Annotated in this window: 25 protein-coding genes; 8 read left to right on the top strand and 17 right to left on the bottom strand. The window is 37.8% G+C overall.

Features of this window, described 5'->3' with window-relative positions; all coding sequences use genetic code 11:
• Positions 1 to 6: 6 nt before the first annotated feature.
• Both feoB and IGM13_RS01790 read right to left on the bottom strand, forming a co-directional pair.
• Positions 7 to 2,157 carry a ferrous iron transport protein B gene (gene feoB / locus IGM13_RS01795; protein WP_002355363.1) on the bottom strand — a complete coding sequence of 717 codons (2,151 nt, stop codon included), beginning with the start codon at positions 2,155 to 2,157 and terminating at the stop codon, positions 7 to 9.
• Positions 2,154 to 2,627, bottom strand: coding sequence for a ferrous iron transport protein A (locus tag IGM13_RS01790; RefSeq protein WP_002355361.1), 474 nt, complete (start codon positions 2,625 to 2,627; stop codon positions 2,154 to 2,156). The genes feoB and IGM13_RS01790 overlap by 4 nt, the downstream gene beginning before the upstream one ends.
• A gap of 513 nt (positions 2,628 to 3,140) precedes the next feature.
• Here IGM13_RS01790 and IGM13_RS01785 point away from each other — a divergent pair.
• The 4 genes from IGM13_RS01785 (at position 3,141) to nrdF (ending at position 7,050) form a co-directional block, all read left to right on the top strand.
• Positions 3,141 to 3,365 carry a redoxin NrdH gene (locus tag IGM13_RS01785; protein WP_002355360.1) on the top strand — a complete coding sequence of 75 codons (225 nt, stop codon included), beginning with the start codon at positions 3,141 to 3,143 and terminating at the stop codon, positions 3,363 to 3,365.
• 1 nt (position 3,366) lies between these two features.
• On the top strand, positions 3,367 to 3,744 hold the full coding sequence (gene nrdI, locus IGM13_RS01780; protein ID WP_002355359.1) for a class Ib ribonucleoside-diphosphate reductase assembly flavoprotein NrdI: 378 nt from the start codon (positions 3,367 to 3,369) through the stop codon (positions 3,742 to 3,744).
• The gene (nrdE, locus tag IGM13_RS01775) at positions 3,725 to 5,884 is read left to right on the top strand and encodes a class 1b ribonucleoside-diphosphate reductase subunit alpha (protein WP_002355358.1); all 2,160 of its coding nucleotides are present in this window, start codon (positions 3,725 to 3,727) and stop codon (positions 5,882 to 5,884) included. The genes nrdI and nrdE overlap by 20 nt, the downstream gene beginning before the upstream one ends.
• A gap of 200 nt (positions 5,885 to 6,084) precedes the next feature.
• Entirely contained in the window at positions 6,085 to 7,050 is a 966-nt protein-coding gene (nrdF, locus tag IGM13_RS01770; RefSeq protein ID WP_002355357.1) for a class 1b ribonucleoside-diphosphate reductase subunit beta, read from the top strand.
• 39 nt (positions 7,051 to 7,089) lie between these two features.
• Here nrdF and IGM13_RS01765 read toward each other — a convergent pair whose 3' ends face one another.
• The 7 genes from IGM13_RS01765 to IGM13_RS01735 all read right to left on the bottom strand — a co-directional run bounded on the left by IGM13_RS01765 (position 7,090) and on the right by IGM13_RS01735 (position 14,012).
• The gene (locus IGM13_RS01765) at positions 7,090 to 8,376 is read right to left on the bottom strand and encodes a TPM domain-containing protein (protein WP_002419208.1); all 1,287 of its coding nucleotides are present in this window, start codon (positions 8,374 to 8,376) and stop codon (positions 7,090 to 7,092) included.
• Between the two features lie 44 nt (positions 8,377 to 8,420).
• Entirely contained in the window at positions 8,421 to 8,990 is a 570-nt protein-coding gene (locus tag IGM13_RS01760) for a LemA family protein (RefSeq protein ID WP_002419209.1), read from the bottom strand.
• A gap of 299 nt (positions 8,991 to 9,289) precedes the next feature.
• Positions 9,290 to 9,991, bottom strand: a complete 702-nt coding sequence (locus IGM13_RS01755; protein ID WP_002355354.1) for an MgtC/SapB family protein — start codon at positions 9,989 to 9,991, stop codon at positions 9,290 to 9,292.
• A 95-nt stretch (positions 9,992 to 10,086) separates the two neighbouring features.
• Positions 10,087 to 10,788, bottom strand: coding sequence for a glucosamine-6-phosphate deaminase (gene nagB, locus IGM13_RS01750; RefSeq protein WP_002355352.1), 702 nt, complete (start codon positions 10,786 to 10,788; stop codon positions 10,087 to 10,089).
• A 129-nt stretch (positions 10,789 to 10,917) separates the two neighbouring features.
• Positions 10,918 to 12,126, bottom strand: coding sequence for an LCP family protein (locus IGM13_RS01745; protein WP_002383706.1), 1,209 nt, complete (start codon positions 12,124 to 12,126; stop codon positions 10,918 to 10,920).
• Between the two features lie 149 nt (positions 12,127 to 12,275).
• Positions 12,276 to 13,256 (bottom strand): diaminopimelate epimerase, encoded by a 981-nt coding sequence (gene dapF / locus IGM13_RS01740; RefSeq protein ID WP_002419210.1) that lies wholly within the window; start codon positions 13,254 to 13,256, stop codon positions 12,276 to 12,278.
• A gap of 147 nt (positions 13,257 to 13,403) precedes the next feature.
• A complete protein-coding gene (locus IGM13_RS01735; protein ID WP_002361201.1) occupies positions 13,404 to 14,012 on the bottom strand; it encodes a superoxide dismutase in 609 nt (202 codons plus the stop codon).
• 193 nt (positions 14,013 to 14,205) lie between these two features.
• Between IGM13_RS01735 and IGM13_RS01730 the strand changes: the two genes are divergently transcribed.
• Positions 14,206 to 15,015 carry a DUF1189 domain-containing protein gene (locus IGM13_RS01730; RefSeq protein ID WP_002383704.1) on the top strand — a complete coding sequence of 270 codons (810 nt, stop codon included), beginning with the start codon at positions 14,206 to 14,208 and terminating at the stop codon, positions 15,013 to 15,015.
• 33 nt (positions 15,016 to 15,048) lie between these two features.
• Here the strand turns inward: IGM13_RS01730 and IGM13_RS01725 are convergent, their stop codons facing one another.
• The 7 genes from IGM13_RS01725 to IGM13_RS01695 are packed head-to-tail and all read right to left on the bottom strand — an operon-like array spanning position 15,049 to position 20,374.
• Positions 15,049 to 15,468 carry a PTS sugar transporter subunit IIA gene (locus tag IGM13_RS01725; RefSeq protein WP_025188631.1) on the bottom strand — a complete coding sequence of 140 codons (420 nt, stop codon included), beginning with the start codon at positions 15,466 to 15,468 and terminating at the stop codon, positions 15,049 to 15,051.
• A gap of 9 nt (positions 15,469 to 15,477) precedes the next feature.
• Positions 15,478 to 16,458: a serine hydrolase domain-containing protein gene (locus IGM13_RS01720; RefSeq protein ID WP_239660318.1), complete on the bottom strand. Its 981-nt coding sequence runs from the start codon at positions 16,456 to 16,458 to the stop codon at positions 15,478 to 15,480.
• Positions 16,459 to 16,479: 21 nt separating this feature from the next.
• On the bottom strand, positions 16,480 to 17,370 hold the full coding sequence (murQ, locus tag IGM13_RS01715; RefSeq protein ID WP_002361198.1) for an N-acetylmuramic acid 6-phosphate etherase: 891 nt from the start codon (positions 17,368 to 17,370) through the stop codon (positions 16,480 to 16,482).
• Between the two features lie 14 nt (positions 17,371 to 17,384).
• Positions 17,385 to 18,236 (bottom strand): MurR/RpiR family transcriptional regulator, encoded by an 852-nt coding sequence (locus IGM13_RS01710; RefSeq protein WP_002355339.1) that lies wholly within the window; start codon positions 18,234 to 18,236, stop codon positions 17,385 to 17,387.
• Positions 18,237 to 18,252: 16 nt separating this feature from the next.
• On the bottom strand, positions 18,253 to 18,729 hold the full coding sequence (locus tag IGM13_RS01705) for a PTS system mannose/fructose/N-acetylgalactosamine-transporter subunit IIB (RefSeq protein WP_002355337.1): 477 nt from the start codon (positions 18,727 to 18,729) through the stop codon (positions 18,253 to 18,255).
• 30 nt (positions 18,730 to 18,759) lie between these two features.
• Positions 18,760 to 19,578, bottom strand: coding sequence for a PTS system mannose/fructose/sorbose family transporter subunit IID (locus IGM13_RS01700; RefSeq protein WP_002355336.1), 819 nt, complete (start codon positions 19,576 to 19,578; stop codon positions 18,760 to 18,762).
• Positions 19,571 to 20,374, bottom strand: a complete 804-nt coding sequence (locus IGM13_RS01695; RefSeq protein ID WP_002358431.1) for a PTS mannose/fructose/sorbose/N-acetylgalactosamine transporter subunit IIC — start codon at positions 20,372 to 20,374, stop codon at positions 19,571 to 19,573. Before IGM13_RS01695 ends, IGM13_RS01700 begins: the two co-directional genes overlap by 8 nt.
• A gap of 169 nt (positions 20,375 to 20,543) precedes the next feature.
• Here IGM13_RS01695 and IGM13_RS01690 point away from each other — a divergent pair, with 169 nt between their 5' ends.
• Positions 20,544 to 21,314 (top strand): sulfite exporter TauE/SafE family protein, encoded by a 771-nt coding sequence (locus IGM13_RS01690; protein WP_225581367.1) that lies wholly within the window; start codon positions 20,544 to 20,546, stop codon positions 21,312 to 21,314.
• Positions 21,315 to 21,357: 43 nt separating this feature from the next.
• Here the strand turns inward: IGM13_RS01690 and IGM13_RS01685 are convergent, their stop codons facing one another.
• Positions 21,358 to 21,759: an organic hydroperoxide resistance protein gene (locus IGM13_RS01685; RefSeq protein WP_002355332.1), complete on the bottom strand. Its 402-nt coding sequence runs from the start codon at positions 21,757 to 21,759 to the stop codon at positions 21,358 to 21,360.
• 220 nt (positions 21,760 to 21,979) lie between these two features.
• On the opposite strand from IGM13_RS01685, the gene IGM13_RS01680 reads away from it, so the two are divergent.
• Together IGM13_RS01680 and IGM13_RS01675 are read left to right on the top strand one after the other, a co-directional pair.
• Positions 21,980 to 23,506, top strand: coding sequence for an AMP-binding protein (locus tag IGM13_RS01680; protein ID WP_002419213.1), 1,527 nt, complete (start codon positions 21,980 to 21,982; stop codon positions 23,504 to 23,506).
• A 251-nt stretch (positions 23,507 to 23,757) separates the two neighbouring features.
• A complete protein-coding gene (locus IGM13_RS01675; RefSeq protein ID WP_002379076.1) occupies positions 23,758 to 24,456 on the top strand; it encodes a glucosamine-6-phosphate deaminase in 699 nt (232 codons plus the stop codon).
• Positions 24,457 to 24,507: the final 51 nt, after the last annotated feature.

The following is a 24,507-nucleotide window of genomic DNA, read 5'->3' as shown; positions in this document are numbered from 1 at the left end:
CCGTTATTACCCTCTTTCTAAAGAAGTGATTGCTTGGACACTTTCTTTGCCTGGCTTTGGTTTTCTTATAAGGAAGTAAAATCCAGCTAAAACAACGCCCATCGCTAAAAAAGTCCCCAGAGTTAGTGTACCTTTTTCGACTAACACATGGCCCAATTGATAAATCACAAAACTAACCATATAAGCCAAACCGCATTGATAACCAATGGCTCCTAATGTCCATTTAAGGTCTCCCATTTCACGACGAATTGCGCCAATTGCAGCAAAACAAGGTGCACATAATAAGTTAAAAGTTAAGAAGGAATAGGCCGCGACTGGCGTAAAGGTGTGTTGCAATGCGCCCCAGACTTCTACCCCGTTTTCAGAAACATCTTTCACATTGCCAAATAAAATGCCTAAGGTACCAATAATATTTTCTTTCGCTATCAATCCTGTAATTGTGGCAACTGCCCCTTGCCAATTTCCCCAGCCTAATGGGATAAATAGCACCGCCAACCCTTTACCTAGAAATGCTAGAATACTTTGACTTTCTGGAACGGGTTGAAACGTCACAGAATAATGTGACATGAACCAAATGAGAATACTGGAAACAAAAATAATCGTTCCTGCTTTTTTTACAAATGAGCGACATCGTTCATAGGCATGTCGAACCACACTTCTAAGCTGTGGCAAATGATAGGCGGGAAGTTCCATAATAAATGGTGCTGGATCTCCCGAAAAATGCTTGGTCTTTTTTAAAGCAATCCCTGATAACACAATGGAAGCAACCCCTAAGAAATAAGCAGAGGGCGAAACCCAACTTTGGTTAGGAAAAAATGCACCTGCAATCAGAGCGATAATTGGCAACTTCGCCGAACACGGCATAAAAGTCGTGACCATAATAGTCATTCGCCGATCGCGTTCGTTTTCAATCGTTCGACTAGCCATCACGCCTGGGACCCCACAACCTGTCGCAATTAACATCGGAATAAATGACTTACCAGATAGGCCGAATTTCCGAAACAAGCGATCCATGACAAAGGCAATCCTTGCCATATAGCCACAATCTTCTAAAAAACCTAAACATAAAAACAGGACGGCCAGTTGTGGTAAAAAGCCTAACACAGCCCCAACACCTGCAATGATCCCATCTAAAATTAAACTTTGCATCCATGGCGCTACTTGCCATTGCGCCAACCAATTTCCTACAAATTGAGGAACCCATTCCCCAAAAAAGACATCATTTAACCAGTCTGTCCCCATTGTACCAACCGTTTGAATAGACAAGTAATAGACCAACCACATCACAAACGCAAAGATTGGCAACGCCAACCACCGATTGGTTACCACTCGGTCAATCTTATCACTGTGAGTAAATGTCATTTCTGTTTTTTTCGTCGCACACAAAGCAATTAATCGAGCAATAAAGGCATAGCGTTCATTGATGATAATCGCTTCACTTTCATCTTGAAAGATTTTTTCAGTAATTTGAATGACTTCTTCAATTTCTTTTTCTTGAAAAGAACTCAATAATAATTGCTCTTTGGTTCGAACATCTCGTTCAAAAAGTTTTAAACTATACCAACGCTGTTGCGTTTCAGGAACAGTATTCCCTAAAATATCAACAATTTCAGCAAGTGCTGCTTCTAAGCGATTATCATAAGAAGGATAAATAACCTCTGTCTCTATGGCATTCGCTCGCTGCTTACTTTGTTTTAAAGCATGATCCAACCCACGATTCTTCAAAGCACTAATCTCAACGACAGGCACGCCTAAGCCATAACTTAACTTTTCACTATTCAATGTTTGGCCGTTTTTTTCCAACAAATCCATCATATTTAACGCACAAACAACCGGTAATCCGGTTTCAATTAATTGTGTTGTTAAATAAAGATTCCGTTCCAAATTGGTCACATCGAGAATATTCAAAATCACTGAAGGTTGGTCCTCCAAAAGATAATCTCGTGCCACAATTTCTTCAGGCGTATAAGGAGAAAGAGAGTAAATCCCTGGCAAATCTTGAATAATGAGTGTCTTATCTTTCTTTGCCACCCCCTCTTTGCGTTCCACAGTCACCCCTGGCCAGTTTCCAACATATTGGTTGGCTCCTGTTAACATATTGAACGTTGTCGTTTTACCGCTATTAGGGTTACCAGCTAGTGCAATTTGCTGAGTCATTCGCTTTCCTCCTTCTCAACCAAGATTAGTTCCGCTTCACTTTTTCGTAACGTTAGTTCGTAGCCACGTACATTGATTTCAATTGGATCAGCTAAAGGAGCTACTTTGCGAATAAAAATTACTGTTCCTTTTGTTAAGCCCATGTCCATCAACCGACGTTTCACCGCTCCTTGTCCGTGGATCCCTACTATTGTAGCGCGTTCTCCAACTTTCAAGGTATCCAAGGAGACCCAAACTTTCTCATTCGCCGAGCGCTCCTCCACATGAATCGCTTGTAAAATCGTATCTGTCAGCGCAATTCGACTATTATGTAATAAAACAATACCATTTTGATTCTGATAATTGACAAGGACAACTGCTTGGCCTGCAACGACACCTAAATTGTTCAGATGTTTCTTTGTCTGAACATCTGCTTGGACGCTTTCGACTGTATAGACTTTCCCAACTTCTGCCTGCGCTAACGTAATCATTTACTTCCCTCCATGTGAAAAAGTTTCAAACGAAAATGAGAATCGTTCTCAATTAAAAGAATACGCTTGCTTACACGGAAAGTCAATGAATTTCTGGATGTATCTCCTGTTTTCTTCTATTTTCCTTCTATATAGAGACACTTTTTTCAGGTTACCATTTTTGAAAAAAAGTCAGCTCTTGTTTTTTATGTTACTAGCTACTGTAAAATTCCACTCATTCAATAACAAATCCGCTTATTTTTTCTTCTTGTGCCTAACTCAAATGTCAACACAATATTTAGTGTTTTTTCACTAAATGTTCTCTTTCAAAATTTTAATTTTTTTGTTTGTCAAACACTGACCAATGTGTTTTTTCTCCCAAAAACGAGGATTCACGTGTTTTCATTTTTCTTTCAAAAACACAAAAACTAGTATTATGAGAAAAACGCACCACAATATATAGTGTTAAAGTGTTGACTTTTTTCTACATAGATTTATACTAGTCTATGTAGAAAAAAAGAGGAGGAACTTTCAATGAACGTAAAAATCTTTTCAAAAAATAACTGTATCCAATGTAAAATGGCGAAACGTTTCCTAAGTGAAAATAACATCGCTTTTGAAGAAATCAATATCGACGCACAACCAGATGCTATCGACTGGTTAAAAGAACAAGGGTTCCAAAGCGTACCGGTAATCACATCTGAAGCAACAACCGTTGTTGGCTTCCGTCCAGACCAATTAAAACAATTGGCTAGCTAAGATGAAACTTGTTTATTTTTCAGTCACCGGTCAAACAAGGCGCTTTATTAAAAAATTGGATTTGCCTGCTTATGAACTTGAGCCAGCGAATCCTTTTTTTGAAATAAATGAGCCTTTTATTCTTGTCATTCCTACCTATGATGCAGAAATTACAGAGGTAGTGAATGACTTTCTTGATTATAAAAGTAACCAAGAACTGTTAGTTGGTGTAGCTGGTGGGGGCAACCGTAATTTTGCTGAATTATTTGTCTATACCGCTAAAGATATTGCCCGCGATTATCACGTTCCGCTTCTATACTCCTTTGAGTTTAGCGGAACAGACGAAGACGTGGAGACCTTTAAGAAAGTAGTGGAAGAAATTGAGTCTAAAAGAAATTAAAGATGTCAGCTATTTCAAACTGAATAACGAGATTAACCGTCCTGTTGATGGTCAAATCCCTTTAAATAAAGATAAAGAAGCACTCGCAGCCTTCTTTAAAGAAAATGTAGAACCGAATACACGTAAATTCAGCTCTGCTGAAGAAAAAATCAACTTTTTAATGAAAGAAGATTTTATTGAAACTGAATTCATCGAAAAATATTCAATGGACTTTATTGAAAAATTATATGCTTTCTTAGATGAACAACATTTCCAATTCAAGTCTTTCATGGCGGCTTATAAATTTTATTCTCAATACGCTTTAAAGAACAACGCCGGAACAGAGTATTTAGAAACATATGAAGATCGGGTTGCCTTTAATGCCTTGTATTTTGCGGATGGCGATGAAGAGTTGGCTTTAACATTGGCGGATGAAATGATCCATCAACGGTATCAACCAGCCACACCTTCTTTCTTAAACGCTGGGCGTAAACGTCGAGGTGAATTGGTTTCTTGTTTCTTAGTTCAAGTAACAGATGATATGAATAGCATTGGGCGTTCAATTAATTCTGCCCTTCAATTATCACGAATCGGCGGTGGCGTAGGGATTACTCTTTCAAACTTACGTGAAGCGGGCGCACCAATCAAAGGTTATGATGGCGCAGCAAGTGGTGTTGTCCCTGTTATGAAATTATTTGAAGATAGCTTTAGCTACTCTAACCAACTAGGTCAACGTCAAGGTGCTGGTGTGGTTTATCTAAACGTCTTCCATCCAGATATTGAAATGTTCTTATCTGCTAAAAAAGAAAACGCTGATGAAAAAATCCGTGTAAAAACGTTGTCTCTTGGTGTTATTGTTCCAGATAAATTTTACGAATTAACACGTAACAACGAAGATATGTATTTATTTAGTCCTTATAGTGTGGAACGTGAATATGGTGTGCCTTATTCCTATGTAGATATCACCAAAGAATATGATAACCTAGTGGCCAATCCAAACATACGTAAACGTAAAATTAAAGCCCGTGACTTAGAAAATGAAATTTCTAAATTACAACAAGAATCTGGCTATCCTTATATCATCAATATTGATACAGCTAACAAAAACAATCCGATTGATGGCAAGATTATCATGAGTAACTTATGTTCTGAAATTCTTCAAGTTCAAACGCCTTCTGTTATTAATGGGAAACAAGAATATGAAGTTTTAGGAACAGATATTAGTTGTAACTTAGGTTCAACTAACATTGTTAATTTAATGGAAAGTCCTGACTTTGGAAAATCTGTCCGCGCTATGACGCGTGCGTTAACTTTTGTAACAGATGCTTCTGAAATTGATGTCGTGCCAACTATCCAAAATGGAAATCGTTTAAGCCATACAATCGGACTAGGCGCAATGGGCTTACACACCTTCTTCGCTAAAAATCATATGGAATACGGCTCTGAAGAATCATTAGACTTTACAGACATTTATTTCATGTTATTAAATTACTGGACTTTAATGGAAAGTAACCAAATTGCGAAAGAACGTAACCAAGTCTTCCACAATTTTGAAAAATCAGATTATGCTTCTGGTGCTTACTTCGATAAATATATTGAAGGCAACTTTACACCAAAATTTGATAAAGTGAAAGAAATTTTCAAAGACATTCAGATTCCAACGGCTGAAGATTGGGCTGCGTTACGTGATGCTGTGAAAAAAGATGGTCTTTATCATCAAAATCGTTTAGCCGTAGCGCCAAATGGTTCAATTTCATATATTAATGATACTAGTGCCAGCATTCATCCAATTACTCGCATGATTGAAGAACGTCAAGAGAAGAAAATTGGTAAGATTTACTATCCAGCGCCTTATTTAGCGAATGATACAATTCCTTACTATACTTCTGCTTACGACATGGATATGCGCAAAGTGATTGATGTCTACGCAACAGCGCAACAACACGTTGATCAAGGAATGAGTTTAACCTTGTTTATGCGTTCAGAAATTCCTGAAGGCTTGTATGAATGGAAAGAAACACCAAAACAAACAACCCGTGACTTGAACATTTTACGTCATTATGCGTTCAACAAAGGGATTAAATCAATTTACTATATTCGTACATTTACAGATGATGCTGAAGAAATTGGCAGCAATCAATGTGAGTCTTGCGTGATTTAATGAAAAGCACTTAAATAAGGCGTTCTGCTTGAGCGTCTTATTTTTTAGGAATGTTCTCTTTTTAAACAGGACATTTTCAGATATACTGGACAAAGAAGAACGGCTGCACGCTCCTATTTGGACTCTGTAGAACGTTTTAAGCGAAGAAACGAGACAACTAGTCAAACAGACTGCTGTCCCAGCATACAGGAGGAATAACCATGGCAACGTATTATGAAGCAATTAACTGGAACGCCATTGAAGACGTCATTGATAAATCCACTTGGGAAAAATTAACCGAACAATTTTGGTTAGATACACGGATTCCGTTATCCAATGACTTAGATGATTGGCGGACTCTTTCCGATTTAGAAAAAACTACTGTCGGCTACGTTTTCGGCGGTTTAACTTTATTAGATACTGTTCAATCAGAAAGCGGCATGGATCAACTGAGAAATGATGTGCGGACGCCCCATGAAGAAGCCGTCTTAAATAACATCCAATTCATGGAATCTGTCCATGCCAAAAGTTATTCTTCTATCTTCAGTACATTAAATACAAAAAAAGAGATTGATGATATTTTTGAGTGGACAAATACCAACAAACATCTGCAATATAAAGCAGAACGGATTAACGAAATTTATAAAAACGGCACTCCGTTAGAGAAAAAAATTGCTAGTGTATTTTTAGAAACGTTTTTATTCTATTCTGGGTTCTACACTCCCCTTTACTATTTAGGAAACAATAAACTAGCGAACGTCGCTGAAATTATTAAATTGATTATCCGTGATGAATCAGTGCACGGCACGTATATTGGCTATAAATTCCAATTAGGATTTAATGAATTACCAGAAGATGAGCAAGATAAACTAAAAGACTGGATGTATAATTTACTTTACGAATTGTACGAAAACGAAGAACGTTATACAGAAGAATTATATGATGACTTAGGTTGGACCGAAGAAGTAAAAACCTTTTTACGTTACAACGCCAACAAAGCTTTAATGAACTTAGGTATGGATCCCTTATTTGCGGATACAGCCAATGATGTGAACCCGATTGTAATGAATGGTATTTCGACAGGAACTAGCAACCATGACTTCTTCTCTCAAGTAGGAAATGGCTATTTACTAGGAACAGTTGAAGCCATGAAAGATGATGACTATCTTTACGGTTTAGATAAATAGCAAAAAGCTAGAAACGATTAACGTTTCTAGCTTTTTATTTTACCAACTTCCTGAGGCACCGCCACCGCCGAATGAGCCGCCACCGAATGAACCACCACTGCCGCTACCAGAACTACTATGATTAGACGGATTGTATTGTGAGTTTAAATAAGCATACGTCAAAACACTACCATCATAACTATATAAAGTATCTCCTACTAATAAACGCCCAAAAGATTGTTTTTTTGCATTTGGATATATACTTAGTAAAGAACCACGCTTAGTGGCACGTCTTATTTTCCCTTTTGTGGCAAATAACGTTGCTCCATTAAGATATAAACAATAAAAAGAAGTCTTTTTCATCTTATTTAATACTTCCTTTGTCTGTTCTGAATTATTTAGGACAGCCTTTGTTGGTAAACAATTCAAATAATCTTGATACATTTTTTTAACAAGTTTTCTTGTTCTTAAAATTTGTAAAATATAAACAGCACAAATGAGCATCCCAGCAATACTTACCATTAAAAGAACATTTCTTTTCGTTGTGTTAGTGTTTAACTCTGTTTGTATATTTGTTAATTCATTATCCACTTGTGCGGTTTTTGAATTGATTGCAGCCGATACTTGATCAATAATTTTATTGAGACCTGTATTATAATCCTCGTCTCTAAAAGCCTCTTTTACTTCTTCATTATTAATAATATCATCCGCATAGCTATCCGTTAAAATACTCTCTAAGCCATATCCAACTTCCAAGCGAGACTCGCGATCCTCAATTGCCATTAGAAAAACCACACCATTATTTTTTTCACGATCCCCTACACCTAATTGATTAGCAATCTTATTGCTGTAAGATTCAACAGATTCCCCACTAGGTAACGCAGGAACGGTAATAAGCATAAATTGTGCGCCATTCGCATTTTCCAACAATTGTTGATTCAATTGAAACATTTTCTGTTTAAGTTGATTTGAGACAATACCTGCATTATCTGAAACATAGATATTAGCATCATTAATGTTCAACTGCCCATTCGTTCCAGTAATTGTCACTAATTCATTTTCACCAGTTATTTCTTGTTTAGAAAAGTTATTTATTGTTGTCTGGGTTGACGCTTCAGTCATTTTCCCTGCTAAGATATCGTCTCTCTTTTTTTGTAAGGCATGTTGCTTCTCTCTCAGTGCAGTTTGTTTTGCTTCATAAGAGATTCCCTTTCCTTCATACCAAGCAGCCATTCCTAATATTAAAATCATACTTAAACTAATTACCACAACAATCGTTGTATTCCGCTGATGCTTTTTATAAAACAAACGAACTTTTTCTTGAATTTTTTCGACTTTTTTATCCAACCTTCCTCACTTCTTTCTTTTTAACCCAAATTTTCTATAAATTTTTATTTAAATTTTACTTGTGGCACTTCTTTTCCCTGCTCTGTCGCAACATAGTTAGTTTTCTTCTCAAATCCTAAAAGTTTTGCAATTATTTTATCAGGGAATTTTGAAATCTGTTGGTTATATGTTTCAACAGCTTGTATATAGTTACGGCGTTCAACAGAAATTCGATTTTCAGATCCTTCTAATTGAGTCATTAAGGTTTTGACATTTTCAGAAGAAGCTAACTTTGGGTAATTTTCATTCAATACTGTAACAAAATTACCTAATCCTTTTTCAATTTGCTCATTTGCTTGCCCTTTTTCAGAAGAAGATTTTGCTCCTGCGTATGCTTTACGTGCTTCCGTTATTTCTTTTAAAACTTCTTTTTCTTGAGTCATACTGCCTTGAACACTACTGACAAGATTCGGAATTAAATCAGCACGTCTTTGCATTACATTCTCTACTTGTGACCATTCTGCTTCGACTCTATTATCTAAAGTAATCAATTGATTATAAGCTTTCATCACAAATGCACTAATAATCACAACGACAACAACAATAATACTAAGAAATTTATTTTTTTTATTCATCTTACTTATCACCTTTCTTTCTAACTCGTAATACAATCATAACTCTTTTGTAATCTTTTTGAAATATTAAACTTAAAAAATCAGTCCTAGGTCCTAGAAGAAAAGAGCGTGGGACAAAAATCACTTTGGATTTTTGTTCCACGCTCAAAACTGATAAACGGCGGGAACAGAACCAACTCCTTCGGAAATAAGCCGAAATTCTCCAAAAATTAAAGAGCAATTTTCGGAAATTCCTTCTTATTTCTCGGAGCTAAACGGTTCTGTCCCGACCTCTTGTCATTAATTATAAATAGATGTTTCTACACATTAATCAATCGTAATTTTGTTACATTATTTGAAACAGATAGATCTTCGATAACATCGGCATACGTTAGGCCTTTAGGCAAATCAATAGTATAGATATTCGTATAGATTTTTGTATCATCCACCCAAGAAACATTGAAGTTCACATCATAAATTTCAATATGTTTTTCTTCAAAATACTGATTAATAAATTCTTTGGTTTCTTGTTTATGTTGATAGCGAATTTCTAATTTTTTGATTGTTGGTACGTGAATAATTCGTTTGACAATGGTTAAGGCAAATAATACACCGATAAAACTTGTTAAGGCAATCGTATAGTAGCCCATGCCCACCGCAATCCCTAAACCAGCAACGGTCCATAGTGACGCTGCTGTCGTCAATCCGGTGACACTTTGTTTCGTTACAATGATGGTTCCAGCACCTAAAAAGCCGATTCCACTTACAACTTGTGCGATCAATCTTGCTTGATCTGAACGAATGACCCCCGTCAAAGCCGGATTAGCTAACGCATCTTTCAATGCATTGATTGCAATTTGCGACTGAATTAACGCAATAATAGCCGCGCCCATACAAACTAAAATGTGAGTGCGCATCCCTGCTGGGCGATTCTTATATTGTCTTTCAAAACCAATTGCGCCACCCATCACCATCGCTAGGACTAACCGTAAAATAATTTCTGGAATTGTTAGCTGTAACATCCTTTTCACCTCTTCTTCTATTACTTCCAGTATAACAAAAAAAGGACTTGAAACATAAGAAAATCCTTATGTTTCAAGTCCTTTTTCATCAATGATTATAATTTACTTGCAGCTGCATCATCAATGATTACAACAACATCTTGATGGTTTTGTAATGCACTTGCTGGCATGTCTGTTGTTACTGGTCCGTCAATCATTCCTTTAATGGCCTCTGCTTTTGCTTCGCCATAAGCCATTAAAATCATTTTTTTACCTTTCATGATTGAGCCAATCCCCATAGAAACAGCACGTGTTGGGACATCTTCTACTTTGTCAAAATAACGTTTATTTGCGTTGATTGTTGATTCAGTCAACTCAACGACATGTGTTAAGCTATCTAGAGGTGTGCCTGGTTCGTTGAAACCAATGTGTCCATTTTGACCAATACCTAAGATTTGGATATCTACTGGATGTGCATCGATAATTTTTTCATATTCTGCGGAAGCAGCATCTAAATCTTCTGCTTTACCATTTGGTACAAATGTTTCTTTAAATGGTTTTTTGTCAAATAAGTGTTTGTTCATGAAATAACGGTAACTTTGCTCATCTTCGCCACCTAAACCAACATATTCATCTAAGTTTACAGAAGTCATTTCTGTAAAGTCGACATCACTTGCTGTCATTTCTTTATATAATGTTTCTGGTGTACTACCTGTTGCTAAGCCTAAAACTTTCGCACCATTGTTCATACCTTCTTTAATTAATTCAAACGCTTTTTTGCCGCCTTCTTCTGCATTTGCTACACGGATAATTTGCATTTTGACACGCTCCTTACGGTTTATTTTGGTATAGTCCAATTATAACACCTTCTGAAAAAAATTTCTAGAATAAAAGAAAAAAACTTCTATTTCCATCAGAAATAGAAGTTTTCGAGCTTGTTTAACAGATTAATATTGTGGTGCGTTGGGATCCACATACGTATTTGGATCAGCATAAGCGTTTGGATCTGTGTACGTATTTGGGTCAACGTACGTATTCGGATCATAGGCTCCTTCTGCTGCTTGTTGCGTATTGCCGTTGTATTCTGTTTGACCGGCTGTGGTGTCCGCTGTGCTACTCGAACTAGTAGAGCTATTGGCACTTGAATCACCAGATTCACCAATCAGTGCAGTATCTGTAACAGCATAGCTAAACTGATTATAAAAGGCTAAATCTTTTTCACGTTCAGAAGCATGTTCTTTTAAACCAAGTTGTTTTCTAAGTGTTGTTTGTGTTTTGTATAAACTATTTGGATCTAGGACTTGATAATAAATATCATCAATAGTTGCACTGTATCCTTGTAATTGTTCAGAGTCAATTGTTTTAAAGGCAGACAAATATTTTGATTGGATGTCCATCATATCATCCCAAGTTAAGTCTGTTTTTACGTTGGCTTCAACAGCATCAAGAATTTTTCGATATTTTGAAACACCATCAAAACTCATGACTTTGCGCACGATTTTCTCAACAACTTCTCGTTGGCGGCGTTGACGACCCACATCTCCTTCAGGATCTTCGTGACGCATCCGCGCATAAGCCAAACCTGTCGTGCCATCTAACTTGATTTTACCTGCTGGAACAGTAATACCGTCCAACGTAAATTCACCAATCGTATTATCTACTTCAATACCGCCTACCGCATCAATCAGGTCTTTTAACCCTTTCATATTGATGGATACATAGTGATGGATGGGAATATCCAGTAATTCTTGGACTGTATTAATCGCCATTTCGGCGCCACCAAATGCATAGGCATGGTTCAATTTGTCTTGTGTGTCATTTCCAACAATATCTGTTAGAATATCTCTATCCAAACTGATCATTGTGGACTTGTTTTCTTTCGGGTTGATGGTTACAACCATTGTAGTATCTGAACGACCTTGTTCTGTTCGGCCTAAATCGCCTGTGTCAATCCCCATTAAAAGAACAGAGAATGGTTCTTGCGCATCAATATTGGCCGTGGCTCCTTTATTGGACTTACGGTTAACTGATTGATAGATCCCATTAATTGTTGAATTGGCATCTGAATACATCTTAATCCCGTAAGCACATACCCCAGCTACTACCACTAGCAAGACGCTCAAGAAGCCCAGTACTACTTTTTTCCATAGTTTCATAAGACACTTCCTCGTTTATCTAAGAATAATTCTTAATTCATGCCCTTTATTTTCTCATAGTTTGCTTATTCAAGCAATATTTTTTATTTTTTGGAACAAGAACTTAACACAATTGTAAAATAAAAGAGCGCTTTATCAAGGAACAATTGTTATTTTTGAGAAAGTGTTTGCAGAAATTCTTGATAATGTTTCTGTTCATCCGTTTCAGTGATAGTTATTTTCTCAAATGCACCATTTAGTAAATCAGTCAGTGATCCTTCAATCAAATGCGTAATCGTGGCATTCCCAATTAATTCCATCCAATAACTGCCATCAGACGTTTCGTGGACGACTGTTTTCACCATACCTCCAGCATTTTTGACGGTTATTTCTTCATAAAAAACACCATCTTTCAATAACGTATAAAGTAAACTACTTGCGCACATGGCTGTCCCACAAGCACTGGTAAAACCTACACCACGTTCATACGTTCGAACAAATAGTTGATTTTTGCCAAGAATTTCAACAAAACTCACATTTATCCCTTCTGGAAAATATGGATTTTCATTATTTACATAGGTAGCGATTCGTTCAAATTCTGGACCATTTAAGGTTTCGTGATCCACAAATGCTACAAGGTGCGGATTAGGCACTGCTACCGCTGTAAAGCGAATGGTGTTAGATAAGGCTGGTACGATTTCATCAATTAATGTTTGGACCCCTAAATGCATTGGGATAGTGACTGCTTCAAAACTTACTGGCGAAATTTCCACTTGGTAAGTCGCTACTTCTTCAGCTAAATTGGGGGCTTGACGTACTTTCAAATCTGCAAACATTGTTTCAACTGTAAATGATTTTTCTTGGTTTTTTTCAGCTAAATAACGGGCAACCGTACGCAAGCCGTTCCCGCACATGCTTGCTTCACTACCATCGCTGTTAATCACTCGCATTCTAGCATTGGACGTGCCGTGAGTCCCTTCTCCTACCAAAAGTAACCCATCTGCTCCCGCCAATAATCCTGTTTCCCGCGAACATAACTGGATGCGCAATTGCTCAATTTCCTCAGCGGTTAAAGAACGCTCAAACTGTGTTTCATCCAATAAAAAGAAATCATTTTCTGACCCGTGTACTTTTTGCATCATAACATTCATTTTTTTAGCTCCTTCTTTATGTATCCGTTATCTTTCCCTACTTACTTTAGTATGCCATAAACGAACAACTATTTCGACCCTGGATTTGTAAAAGGAAAGAGTCAAATGACAGCCGTCATTTGACTCTTTCCTTCACAATTGGCAAACTTATTTTGCTGCTGCAAAAAGTTCGTTTACTTTATCCCAGTTAACAACGTTCCAGAATGCTTCAATGTAATCTGGACGAACGTTTTTATATTTTAAGTAATACGCATGTTCCCAAACGTCAAGACCTAAAACAGGTGTTTGACCATCCATTAATGGTGAATCTTGGTTTGGTGTTGAAGTGATTTCTAATTTACCGTTATTCACAACTAACCAAGCCCAACCTGAACCAAAGCGGCCAGTTGCAGCTGTTTTGAAAGCAGCTTTCATTTCATCAAAGCTACCAAATGTTTCATCGATTGCTTCTTTAATAGCGCCAGTTGGTTGACCACCAGCATTTGGTGCCATAATTTCCCAGAAGAATGTATGGTTTGCGTGGCCGCCACCATTGTTACGAACGGCTGTGCGGATATCTTCAGGAATAGCATTCATATCTGAAATTAAGTCTTCTACAGATTTTTCGCCTAATTCTGGATGTTTTTCAATCGCTGCGTTTAAGTTAGTCACATAAGTGTTGTGGTGTTTATCATGGTGTAAGTGCATTGTTTCCACGTCAATGTAAGGTTCTAATGCATCATAAGCATATGGTAATTCTGGTAATGTGTAAGTCATTTTTTAAATCCCCCTATTTTTTAGTATGTAACATACGTCTTTCATACAACTATTATGATAACAGAGTGAACCGCTTTCTACAAAATAGTTTGCTTGCCAAAAGAAAAGTTTTACAAAAGAGGGAGATTACCTTGTGTTTCCCTCATAAATTCGCTAGAATGACCTGTAGAAGAACGATGTGAGGAGTAAATAAATGAATACATTGCAATTATTTAAGCAGGCCTTTTTTTCAGTTTCAGAATTACGGCATGCGAAAAAAATGGCGTTTTGGAAAGTAATTCTCTATGCTGTTTTTTTAAGTGCTATTTTAGCACTACCTATTACCAAACAAGTCTTTTCTGTGCTACAAGAGGTGCAACAAGATGGCCAAAAAATTGCAGAAAAGTTGCCTGACTTTTCTATTGAAAATGGCACGTTGCAAACAAGGGCCAAAGAATCTGGCTTTATTTATCAAACCGACTCGATTATTTTTACGTTTGATCCAGATGGAAAGCGTACAGCCGCTGATGTCCAAAAGGATTTAATTGGTAATGCGTTTGGTTTAGCTTTTTTACAAGATGAATTTGTAGTCGCCTTACCAAATTCAGGCGCAACTGAATCAATTCTAGGCACCGACCAATTTATCTTCCCCTATAGTAAAGGAACCTTAGATGGCGTTAACGCTCAGAGTATCAAGACTGCGCTAAGTGAAGCAGCGATCCCCTGGTGGACAAAACTTATTGTCTTTTTAGTGGCTATCTACCCTGTTCTAATCGGTTTAGTTTTAGACTTACTGATTGCCGCTATCGGTGCATCTCTCTATTCAAAATTACGTTTTTATTCTTTACGTTTGATTGATTGTTTAAAAATTATTACGTATTGTGCTACCGTGCCAGTTATCTTAAGTGCTATTTTAAACTTCGTAAATCCGATGTTTAACGATGGCATCCTAGTTATTTTACTAAGTCTGTTCTTTTTCTTTGTCACAACCAAAAACGAACCACGGAATATCCCTGGTTCTTAAAAAAGGTGTTGTCTTTGAGACAACACCTTTTTGCTATTCTTCAAATTCTTCTTCATCTGTTAATTCAGGTAAGTCAATCGTGGTCACCGCAGATTGGCCAATTTGCGTTAAATATGTAGCTAATTCATCCACATTTTCCACAGGTGACACGGCTGCTTCAATTGCCATTGCTAAATTAAGTCCGGCGACTACTCGCAATTGCGGATAAGTACCCATGGCCATCATAGCCACATTACAAGGTGTTCCTCCTTTTAAATCAGCTAATACAAGCGTCGGGACATCGCCAGCTTCTTTTAAGATTGCTGCCAGTTTTGCTTGCGTGCCGCTCAAGCCATCTTCTGCGGTCATTGACACAATCGCAGCATCTGCTAATTCCCCGACAATCATTTGAGTAGAAGCTAAGGTTTCTTCTGCCATCCGTCCATGGCTCATTAAAATTAATTTTGGTTTCATCATATCCTCCTAAAAATACTGCTGATAAATTTTTGTTCGCGCTTTCAGAAAGCCACGTTCTTCACGAGTGGGATGAATCCGATTCGTCAACAAAATTAGGGCTTCTTTGGTCTCTTTTTTCATACCAATCGCCGTTCCAGTAAAGCCAGTATGATACAAATAGTCTGCCCCTGCTTGCGTCTTTTTCACTTCCCAACCAAATGTACGTCCCCCTTGGTTCATAGACCAGAGAGCAGTGAACATTTTTTCAGAAAATAATGGTTTGCCAGACGGGTAGCGATTGTTCATAAAACACTGAACAAAAGTGAGTAAATCTGGTAAAGTTGCAAATAAACCTGCACTGCCGATTGGCGCTTTTAGTTGATAGGCTTTCGAATCGTGGACCACTCCCTGAATAACGCCGCGTTGTTTTGTAATCTCTGTGGGCACTGCCTGGGCAAAATCGCTGACCGTAAAACTTGTATGCTGTAGGTTCATTGGTTGAAATACGTATGTTTGAAAACTCTCTTCTAATGAGCAGCGATCCAATACTTGAATAATTTCTCCCAATAAGTAATACCCTAAATCAGAATAAATGGTTTTCCCTCGTTCAGATAACGAATGCGTCAAAATGATTTCTTGCAAGCTTTTTTTTGTGACATTTTTCTTATCGGCAACATCAGCTGGCAGTCCGCTCTGATGCAGTAGAAGCTCCCCAATCGAACAAGATAGCCCTTGATAATCAGGTAGGATTTCCCCCACAGTGGTTGAAAAAGCAAGCTGATTTGTATCGATTAATTGTAACATTCGATTTGTTGTCCCAATAACTTTCGTTAAGGACGCTAAATCATACAGGCTAGCTAATGAAACCTTTTGTCTTGCAAATGGACCAGTATTACCTAAAAAGCCCGTATACTGTTCTGATAAGCTATCTTCTGTGATCGTCCCCCAAGCGACACCCGGAACGACTTGCTGATTAATCAGTCTCTGAATTGTTTCTTGAATTGCGATTTAATTCATTGTTCACCACTTCTATGCTAAAACTTCTGAAATCCGTCCGTCATGTTCTGCTAATAGTTGTTTGGCTTTTTGAAAATCAACGTGGGCTTTCGCCATTACAATAGCTGGTGCCACTTCTAGCTGCGCTGCCTCCAAATATTCTTTGGCTTGCGATTCCTCGATTTCTGCTGCTTCTTTAATGATATTCGTGGCACGTTGCATTAATTTTTCGTTCGTTGGTTGTACGTTGACCATCAAATTTTGATAGATATTCCCTACTTTAACCATAATCCCTGTTGAAAACATATTTAACACCATTTTCTGTGCTGAACCCGCTTTCATTCTAGTTGACCCTGTAATGACTTCCGGTCCGACAATTGGCGCAATCCCAATTTCCGCCAATTGATTCATCGGACTTTGATTATTACAGGTCACGGAGATGGTTAGAGCGCCCACTTTTTTTCCGTATTCAATTGCAGAAACGGCATATGGTGTCCGACCACTAGCAGCAATCGCAATTACAACATCTCGGGCGGTCAATTGATGTTGCGTTAAATCTTCGATGGCTAATTCTTTCGAGTCTTCAGCGCCTTCAATTGCTTGATACATTGCTTTTTCACCACCAGCTAAAATACCAAATGCGCGTTCTGGCGACACACTATATGTGGGCGTTAATTCAATCGCATCCAAAGCACCTAAACGTCCAGACGTTCCTGCACCACAATAGATTAAACGGCCCCCTTTTTTAAATCGTTCTGCCGCTGCATCAATTGCTGCAGCAATCTGCGGAAGCACCTTTTCAATTGCTTGTGCTACCTTTTGGTCTTCTTGATTTATTAAAGTTACCATTTCTAATGTTGACACTTGGTCAATCTTTTTAGTCGCTTCATTTCTGGCTTCTGTCGTTAATCCTTCTAAGTTCATTTGCTTGCACACCCCTACTTCTCTTTTAGACGGCTGACAAGTTGACTCGTTTCAATCATATTGCGTTCAATTTCTGTGTCTAAATCATCTTGAATTGAACCTAAATACAGAACATCGCCAATTGCCATTGACGAAGCAATCGATGAAATAGCCCCAACTCGAATGAGGTGCTCATTATTGGGGACTAAAAGAACTTCATCGCTCAATGATCGCACGTTTTCTCCATCGTTACTGGTAATAAAAATAACCGTTGCGCCTCTATTTTTGGCAATTTCACAGGCAATTAAAGCTTCTTTTGTCAAACCACTATAGGAGACCGTGATCAAAATGTCTTGTGCCGTTGCATAATTTAAAAACTCCAACATCATGTGACTATCATAATTAAAAATTGCTTGGCGACCAGCGCGGTTAAACTTGTGATAAAGATTATAAGTCGTTAAAGAAGAGGCCCCAATTCCAACCAAATGAATTTTTTCCGCTTTTTTAACATGCGCGATTGCTCGTTCCAAGGCTTGTTTATCCACTGTATAAAATAAATCCTCAATCGTAGCATTTAATAAAGATTCCACTTTCATACAAATAGTATCCACCGAATCATCTGCCGCTACAATTGGATCAATATCTTTTTTACCGTTACTGGCAGCTTGTACCGCTGCAATGGATAGTTTTAACTCTTCCCAGCTGTCAAATCCTAATTGTTTAGAAAAACGGGTAACTGACGCTGGAGAAGTTTCGCTATTGCTAGCAATTTCGTTTGCTGTTAATGAGAGAAGACGGGTCGGATCCTTCAGTATATAGTCTGCGATTCTCTTATTTACTTTGGAAAAGTCCTTATATTTTTGTCTGATTGAACGGATTGGCTCCATCTTCTCATCTCCATTTCTATTTTATGAAAGTTAAAATTGCTTCGTTTGGTTCAGAAGGGATCATCTGTGCGGTAATAGTCACCCCATTATCTGTTAAACGACGAACGGTTTGAATATCTTCATCGGTTAATGCAACAGATTTTTTAATTGCTCGACTGCCTTCTTTTTGAGAAATATTGCCGACATTGAAGCTCTGTAACGGAACACCGCCATCAATTAAAGCCGCCATGTCTGCAATGTCTTTCGTAATTAAAAAGACTTTTTCTTCATCATAATTGCCTGCTAAAATTTTTTCAATCGCTTTACGTTTTGATAAAATGGATAATTTAACTCCTGCAGGCTTAGCCATTTTTAAGGCACCAATTTGTAATTGATCTTTGACCGCGGCATCATTTACTACCATGATTCTTTGTGCTCCAACCGTATTTGTCCAAACAGTTGCAACTTGTCCGTGAATTAAACGCTCATCTACTCTTGCATGTACAATTGTCATAATAAATCTCTCCTATTATATACTATTTTTTTAAAATAAACCGCCAACCCAAGCCAACATTGGTTGTAAATTGCCTAAAACCATGCCAATTAAAATTAAAACAAAGATTAGCCGTGTTGAATTCATTTTCTTTTTCCCTAGTAACCAATAGGATAAAAGAACAATCCCTAAAGGAATTAATGCGGGTAAAATTTTATCCAACATTTCTTGAACAGATAATGTTACATCTCCCATTTTATAAGTTAAATCTAATTTGTAAGTAATTACCGAAGGAATCAAACCGCCGACCACCGTTAAACCTAAAATAGCTGCACCTTGCGTAAACAATTTCATTTTATCCGCAAATTCTGTCGCAATTTTTTTCCCTTGATGGTAACCAATCCAAGTGAATTTATAGCGAACCCATAAGACCACTGCTCCGGCAATTAACGGGATCAGTAACCCAACAACCTGGCCCCCTTGCGCCATGTAAGCTGCAATCGAAAAAACAATCGCACGATAAATCGCGATAAAAATGGTATCACCAACACCAGCAAACGGACCCATTAGACCTGTTTTCAAGCCAGTAATGGCCGTTTCATCTTCAATGCCAACTTCTTCTTCCAAAGCCATATCAGCTCCGACAATTAAATGTGACATGGCTGGCGTCGTATTCATAAAGCCAAGATGTGTCTTCAAGGCTTTCTTCATAGCTACTGGATCTTCACTGTATAGTCGCTTTAATGCAGGCATCATCACCCAAGCGTAACCAAGTCCTTGCATTTTTTCATAGTTCCAGCCCCACTGATAGCCAAAAAGATTACGGACGTAAACTTTATTAATATCCTTTTTTGTTAATTTGTTAGTCATCAATCTCAACCTCCTCATCATCTTCGTAAATAACCGTGCCACTTGTTGTAGCTGCACCGCCTTTGTTATGATTCATCACATAAATCGCTGCTAAAGCCAAGCCAACCAGTGCGACACCCAAAACTGAGAAGAATTGGGCCCCATAAGCAAGTAACACGAACCCAATAATAAAATAAGGCCAGTATGTTTTAATTGGTAAGTAACGCATTAAAATAGCAATCCCCATCGCTGGTAAAATAGCACCTGCTGCTTTTAACCCATTCATCACCCAAATAGGAATCCAATTATTGATAGCGTTTACAACTTGTTCACCAAAAGCTAGGCCAATAAAAACTGGGATGACACGAGAAATCGTCCAAGGAAAAATTCCTAAAACATTGCAGCGCTCGACCCCTTTATAATTTCCTTCTTCCGCATAGCGATCTGCTTTATGTTGGAAAAACGTATTAGCCATTCTGCCTAAAATATCTAGTTGTGTTAATAATAACCCAATCGGAACCGCAACTCCGATACCATACTCTGCCCCTTTCCCTGAAATGATTGCATAAGCCGTTCCCATAATGGCCCCTGAAAGAAAGTCTGGGACTGTTGCTCCTCCATAAGTCGCTACACCTAATGTCATCAATTGAAGCGTTGCCCCAATCATCAAACCTGTTTGAACATCCCCTAAGACTAGGCCAGTAAACGTTGCAGCAAACAATGGTGTATATGGACCAATCTGAATAGAAATTTGGTCAAGTACACCAACAACTGTGTAAAGACATAAAATCAAAATAATACCAATCGATACTGTCATGCTTTCTCATCCTCCTTGAATGCGTTTTCTTTTTTGTATTTGTAGAATACCATTAAAGAAATATCATTTCAAGTTCTTTTTAAAAATATTTTTAAATGAAATTGCATTTCTTATATAATTTTTGTGCTATACTAAAAGAAAACGTTTTAGGAGTGATTATGTGCGGGTTTTGCTGATTTATTTCATAACTATTTTTCTATCCAATACAGTTGGGGCGCTCTCTGGGATGGGTGGAGGCGTCATTATTAAGCCTGTTTTGGATTTTCTTGGGTTCCATTCGTTAAATAGTATTGCGTTCTATTCAAGTGTCGCTGTTTTTGTCATGTCCATTTCTTCGACTTATAAACAGTATCAAAATGGTGTCCAAATTGAATGGAAAAAAGCCGCGAGTATTTCGTTTGGTTCCTTAGTCGGCGGTATGTTGGGTGATTTACTTCTTAATCAGGCGATTGCACTAGCGCCAAATGAAGAAAAAGTACAACTAATCCAATATATCATCATGTTGTTGACCTTGGTTTTGGTTCTTCTCTACAATCAATTTTCCAACTGGCACTTACACCTCAACGGATTGAGCATTTTTCTGATTGTCGGATTAGGCTTAGGGATTCTATCAACCTTTTTAGGCATCGGTGGCGGTCCCATTAATGTAGCTTGCCTTATTCTCTTTTTTGGAATGGATATCAAATCAGCAACTGTTTATTCCATCATTACTATTTTTTTCTCCCAACTCGCCAAACTTGGCAATATCGGCTTGACCACAGGGTTTGCGGTTTTTGATTTGACAATGCTTTGGGCTATTATTCCTGCCGCTTTATTCGGTGGTTATGTCGGCGGTCTTTTCAGTAAAAAATTATCTCAACAACGGGTCGCCCAAATTTATAGTTTAGTTGTTTTTTTAGTTATTTTGTTAAATATGTATAATTTGTGGACTGTTATCTAAAAAAGAAGCGCTTTGTCGTATAGACAAAGCGCTTCTTTTTTAATTAAATCACTGTTAATTTAACATCTATATTATTTCTTGTTGCTTTAGAATATGGGCAAATTTCGTGGGCTTTTTTAACAAGTTCTTCTGCTTTAGCTTGATCTACCCCATCAATATGAACTTCTAATTCAGCACCAACGCTAAAGCCATCTTCTCCTTGGAATAAGGAAACACGTGCGGTTACTGTACTTTTACCTTCGACTTTTTCTTGATCCATCACTAATTCTAATGCACCGTTAAAGCAAGCACTGTAAGCCGCTGCGAATAATTGTTCTGGATTTGTTGTATTTTCTTTCTTGACACCTGGCGAAGCAACCGCATAAGAAAATGATTTATCCGGTGAGTGAACTTCTCCTGCACGTCCACCCGTATTAATTATAGTTGTTTCATAGATTTTTTTCATGTAAATTCCTCTCCTTTGTAAAGTTTTACACTTCTGAGAACTTGTTACTTACATAATTATTGTAGGAAACTTTGTCAGATACAGCAAACGTTGTGCTTGTGAATAATAAAAAATAACATTTAATGTTGTATTTTTGACGTAGAAAAAGAACCCATTCTATGATAGGATAAAGTGAACTTGTACATTTGTACACAAACTATTTTACAAAGGAGACTTTCCCTTGACACACTTACTTGATTATCAACCATTAAACCTCTTCACAAACTATCAAGAAGCCGCAGAAAAAACACCAACTGTTCCAATTATTTTTGATGAATCCTTGCCTGCTTTTCCTGCTCTTGGCTTAGAAACAACTTATGGTGAAAGCCATCAAGAAATTTTGAAACGGGCATATCAATTAGCCGCTTTAGGTGTAAAAAAAGGCGACAAAATTATTATTTATAAAAGTCCTAAATTCGACACGTATTTACTAGCTGTTGCAGCCTCATATCTAGCAGCCGTTCCTGTAATGGTTTCATACCATTTACCTTTTGAAACAATTGAAGTATTCGTTGATCGTTTAGAAGATCCTTATATTTTATTTGATGATGTGACTGCTGAAAAAGTTCAAGCTGTTCGTAACAGCTCTGCCAATAAAAAACTTTCGGTTGCTTCTCTTTTAGAAGCTGATGCCACGGAAGTTCCTCAAGACGAACTGACTAAAGACGAAATTGCCTACATGACCCACACCTCTGGAACAACAGGTATTCCTAAACTTATCTGTCATTCCAATCACTCTATGGGTTGGCGTACAAAATGGCAAAAAACCATTTTTACAAAAATTGCTGAAAAGAAATTAGTTGGCTTTCATATTTCGCCAGTTCATTCTCGTTTTAACATTGGTGTGTCTTCTTTAATGGCCATGGGCTTCCCTATGATGCCTTTAGCAAATGCTTCGAGCGAAAAAGTCGCTGAAATGTTCAGCACCTATCAACCAATCGCTGTAGAAACACACCCCAATAACTTCGTTCAATGGGTTCGTTTGGCCAAAGAAAAACCTGAAGCTTTCGCTAGTGTCCATTATTATCATTCTACTTTTGATGCAATTAACAACGCTACAATGGTGGCTTTCTTAAAAGCATCTGCTGCCAATGAACCAATTTTCCTACAAGTTTATGGACAAAGTGAATGCGGGCCAATGATCTTACGAGCGCATACTTTAGAATCCCTAAAAGATTCAGATGCTCGTGACATGGGTGTTGGTTTAGAGGATTTAACACAAGCTCGAATTACCGATGAAAAAGGACAAGTTTTACCTGCGATGACGGATGGCCATATCCAATTCCTATCAAAAGGACGGGCCTTAACATATTACAAAGAAGATGCCCGCTTTGCAGAAAATGTCTACGGCGAATGGTGGGACAGCGGCGATTACGGAATGTTAGATGAACGCGGCCACTTATTCTTGAAAGATCGCCAAGTAGATCTAATTGAAAACATCGACAGTAATTTAGCTATTGAAGATCATTTATTGGATGCATTAGATTTCTTAGAAGAAGTGATTATTGTCCGTGGCAAAGAAAATGAACCTCAGCCAATTTTAGCGGTTGTCCCTGGGGAAGAAATGGATTGGGACGCTTGGTGGACACAAGTAGCCGATTTACCACATTTAAACGAACCTATCATTATGGCTTTTGATGAAATTCCTCACACAGCTACTATGAAAGTGCAACGTTTACAACTAGAAAAATGGTTAAAAGAACAATAAAATAAGATTCTTTGTCAAATAACGTTGGTCAAAAGAACGTTTAGGCCAGCGTTGGAGCAAGTGGAGCAGAAAGCTAAAAAGTTAACTCGTTGTAGGTTATCTTAAGCTTTAAAAAGAGGGGCAGTCGTCGTTTTGACGGCTGCCCCTCTTTCTTTTGTCTACCGTTAATTAAATCCTTTTTGTGAAGAACTTGACATGGGATGGTTCCCACAAATTATACTTAGCTTATTCAAAGAATGGAGTGTGCAAGTATGAAAATTTTAATTAAACAAGATTTCGACGCGATGAGCGAATGGGCAAAAATGTTACTTCTAAGCACGATGAGCCAAGATAAACGAGTGAATTTATCAATTACCGCTGGCAAAACGCCAACACTTGTTTACCAAAAATTAGCCTCGATTGTGAAAAATTCATCTGACTTTGATAATGTTCATTATTATAACTTTGATGAAATCCCAGTTCCTCATCAAAAGGAAGGCATTACCCTGACAGATTTGCGGACGCTGTATTTGACACCTGCAGAAATATCCGAGCAAAACATCCATCCATTAACTGTTGAAAACTTTCAACAACAAGAACAACGGATTGCTGACGCAGGCGGCTTAGATTTGATGTTAATTGGCTTAGGAGCAGATGGTCATTTTTGTGGGAACATGCCCACTACCACTCATTTTAAAAATGAAACCTATCAAGTGACCGTCACTGGTTCAGAGCCTTGGTTTGTTCCTGAAATGATGCAGCCAGGCATGACCTTTGTTACGATGGGTCCAGCCAGCATCATGAAAGTTAAGCATCTTGTCCTAATTGTAAATGGTGAACAAAAAGCTCAGATGGTCAAACAAGTGCTCCAAGGACCTGTCACAGAAACGTATCCTGCCTCTATTCTTCAACTCCATCCAAATTTAACGGTTCTCTTGGATGAAGCCGCAGCGAGTCAATTAGAAAAATAAAAAATTGCGCCTAGATTATGCTTCTCTGCATAGTCATAGGCGCAATTTTGT

Origin of the sequence: Enterococcus sp. DIV0561 (assembly GCF_050539875.1) — a bacterium.
In the GTDB taxonomy this organism is placed as follows: Bacteria; Bacillota; Bacilli; order Lactobacillales; family Enterococcaceae; genus Enterococcus; species Enterococcus faecalis.
This window is presented reverse-complemented; position numbering and strand designations above follow the sequence as displayed.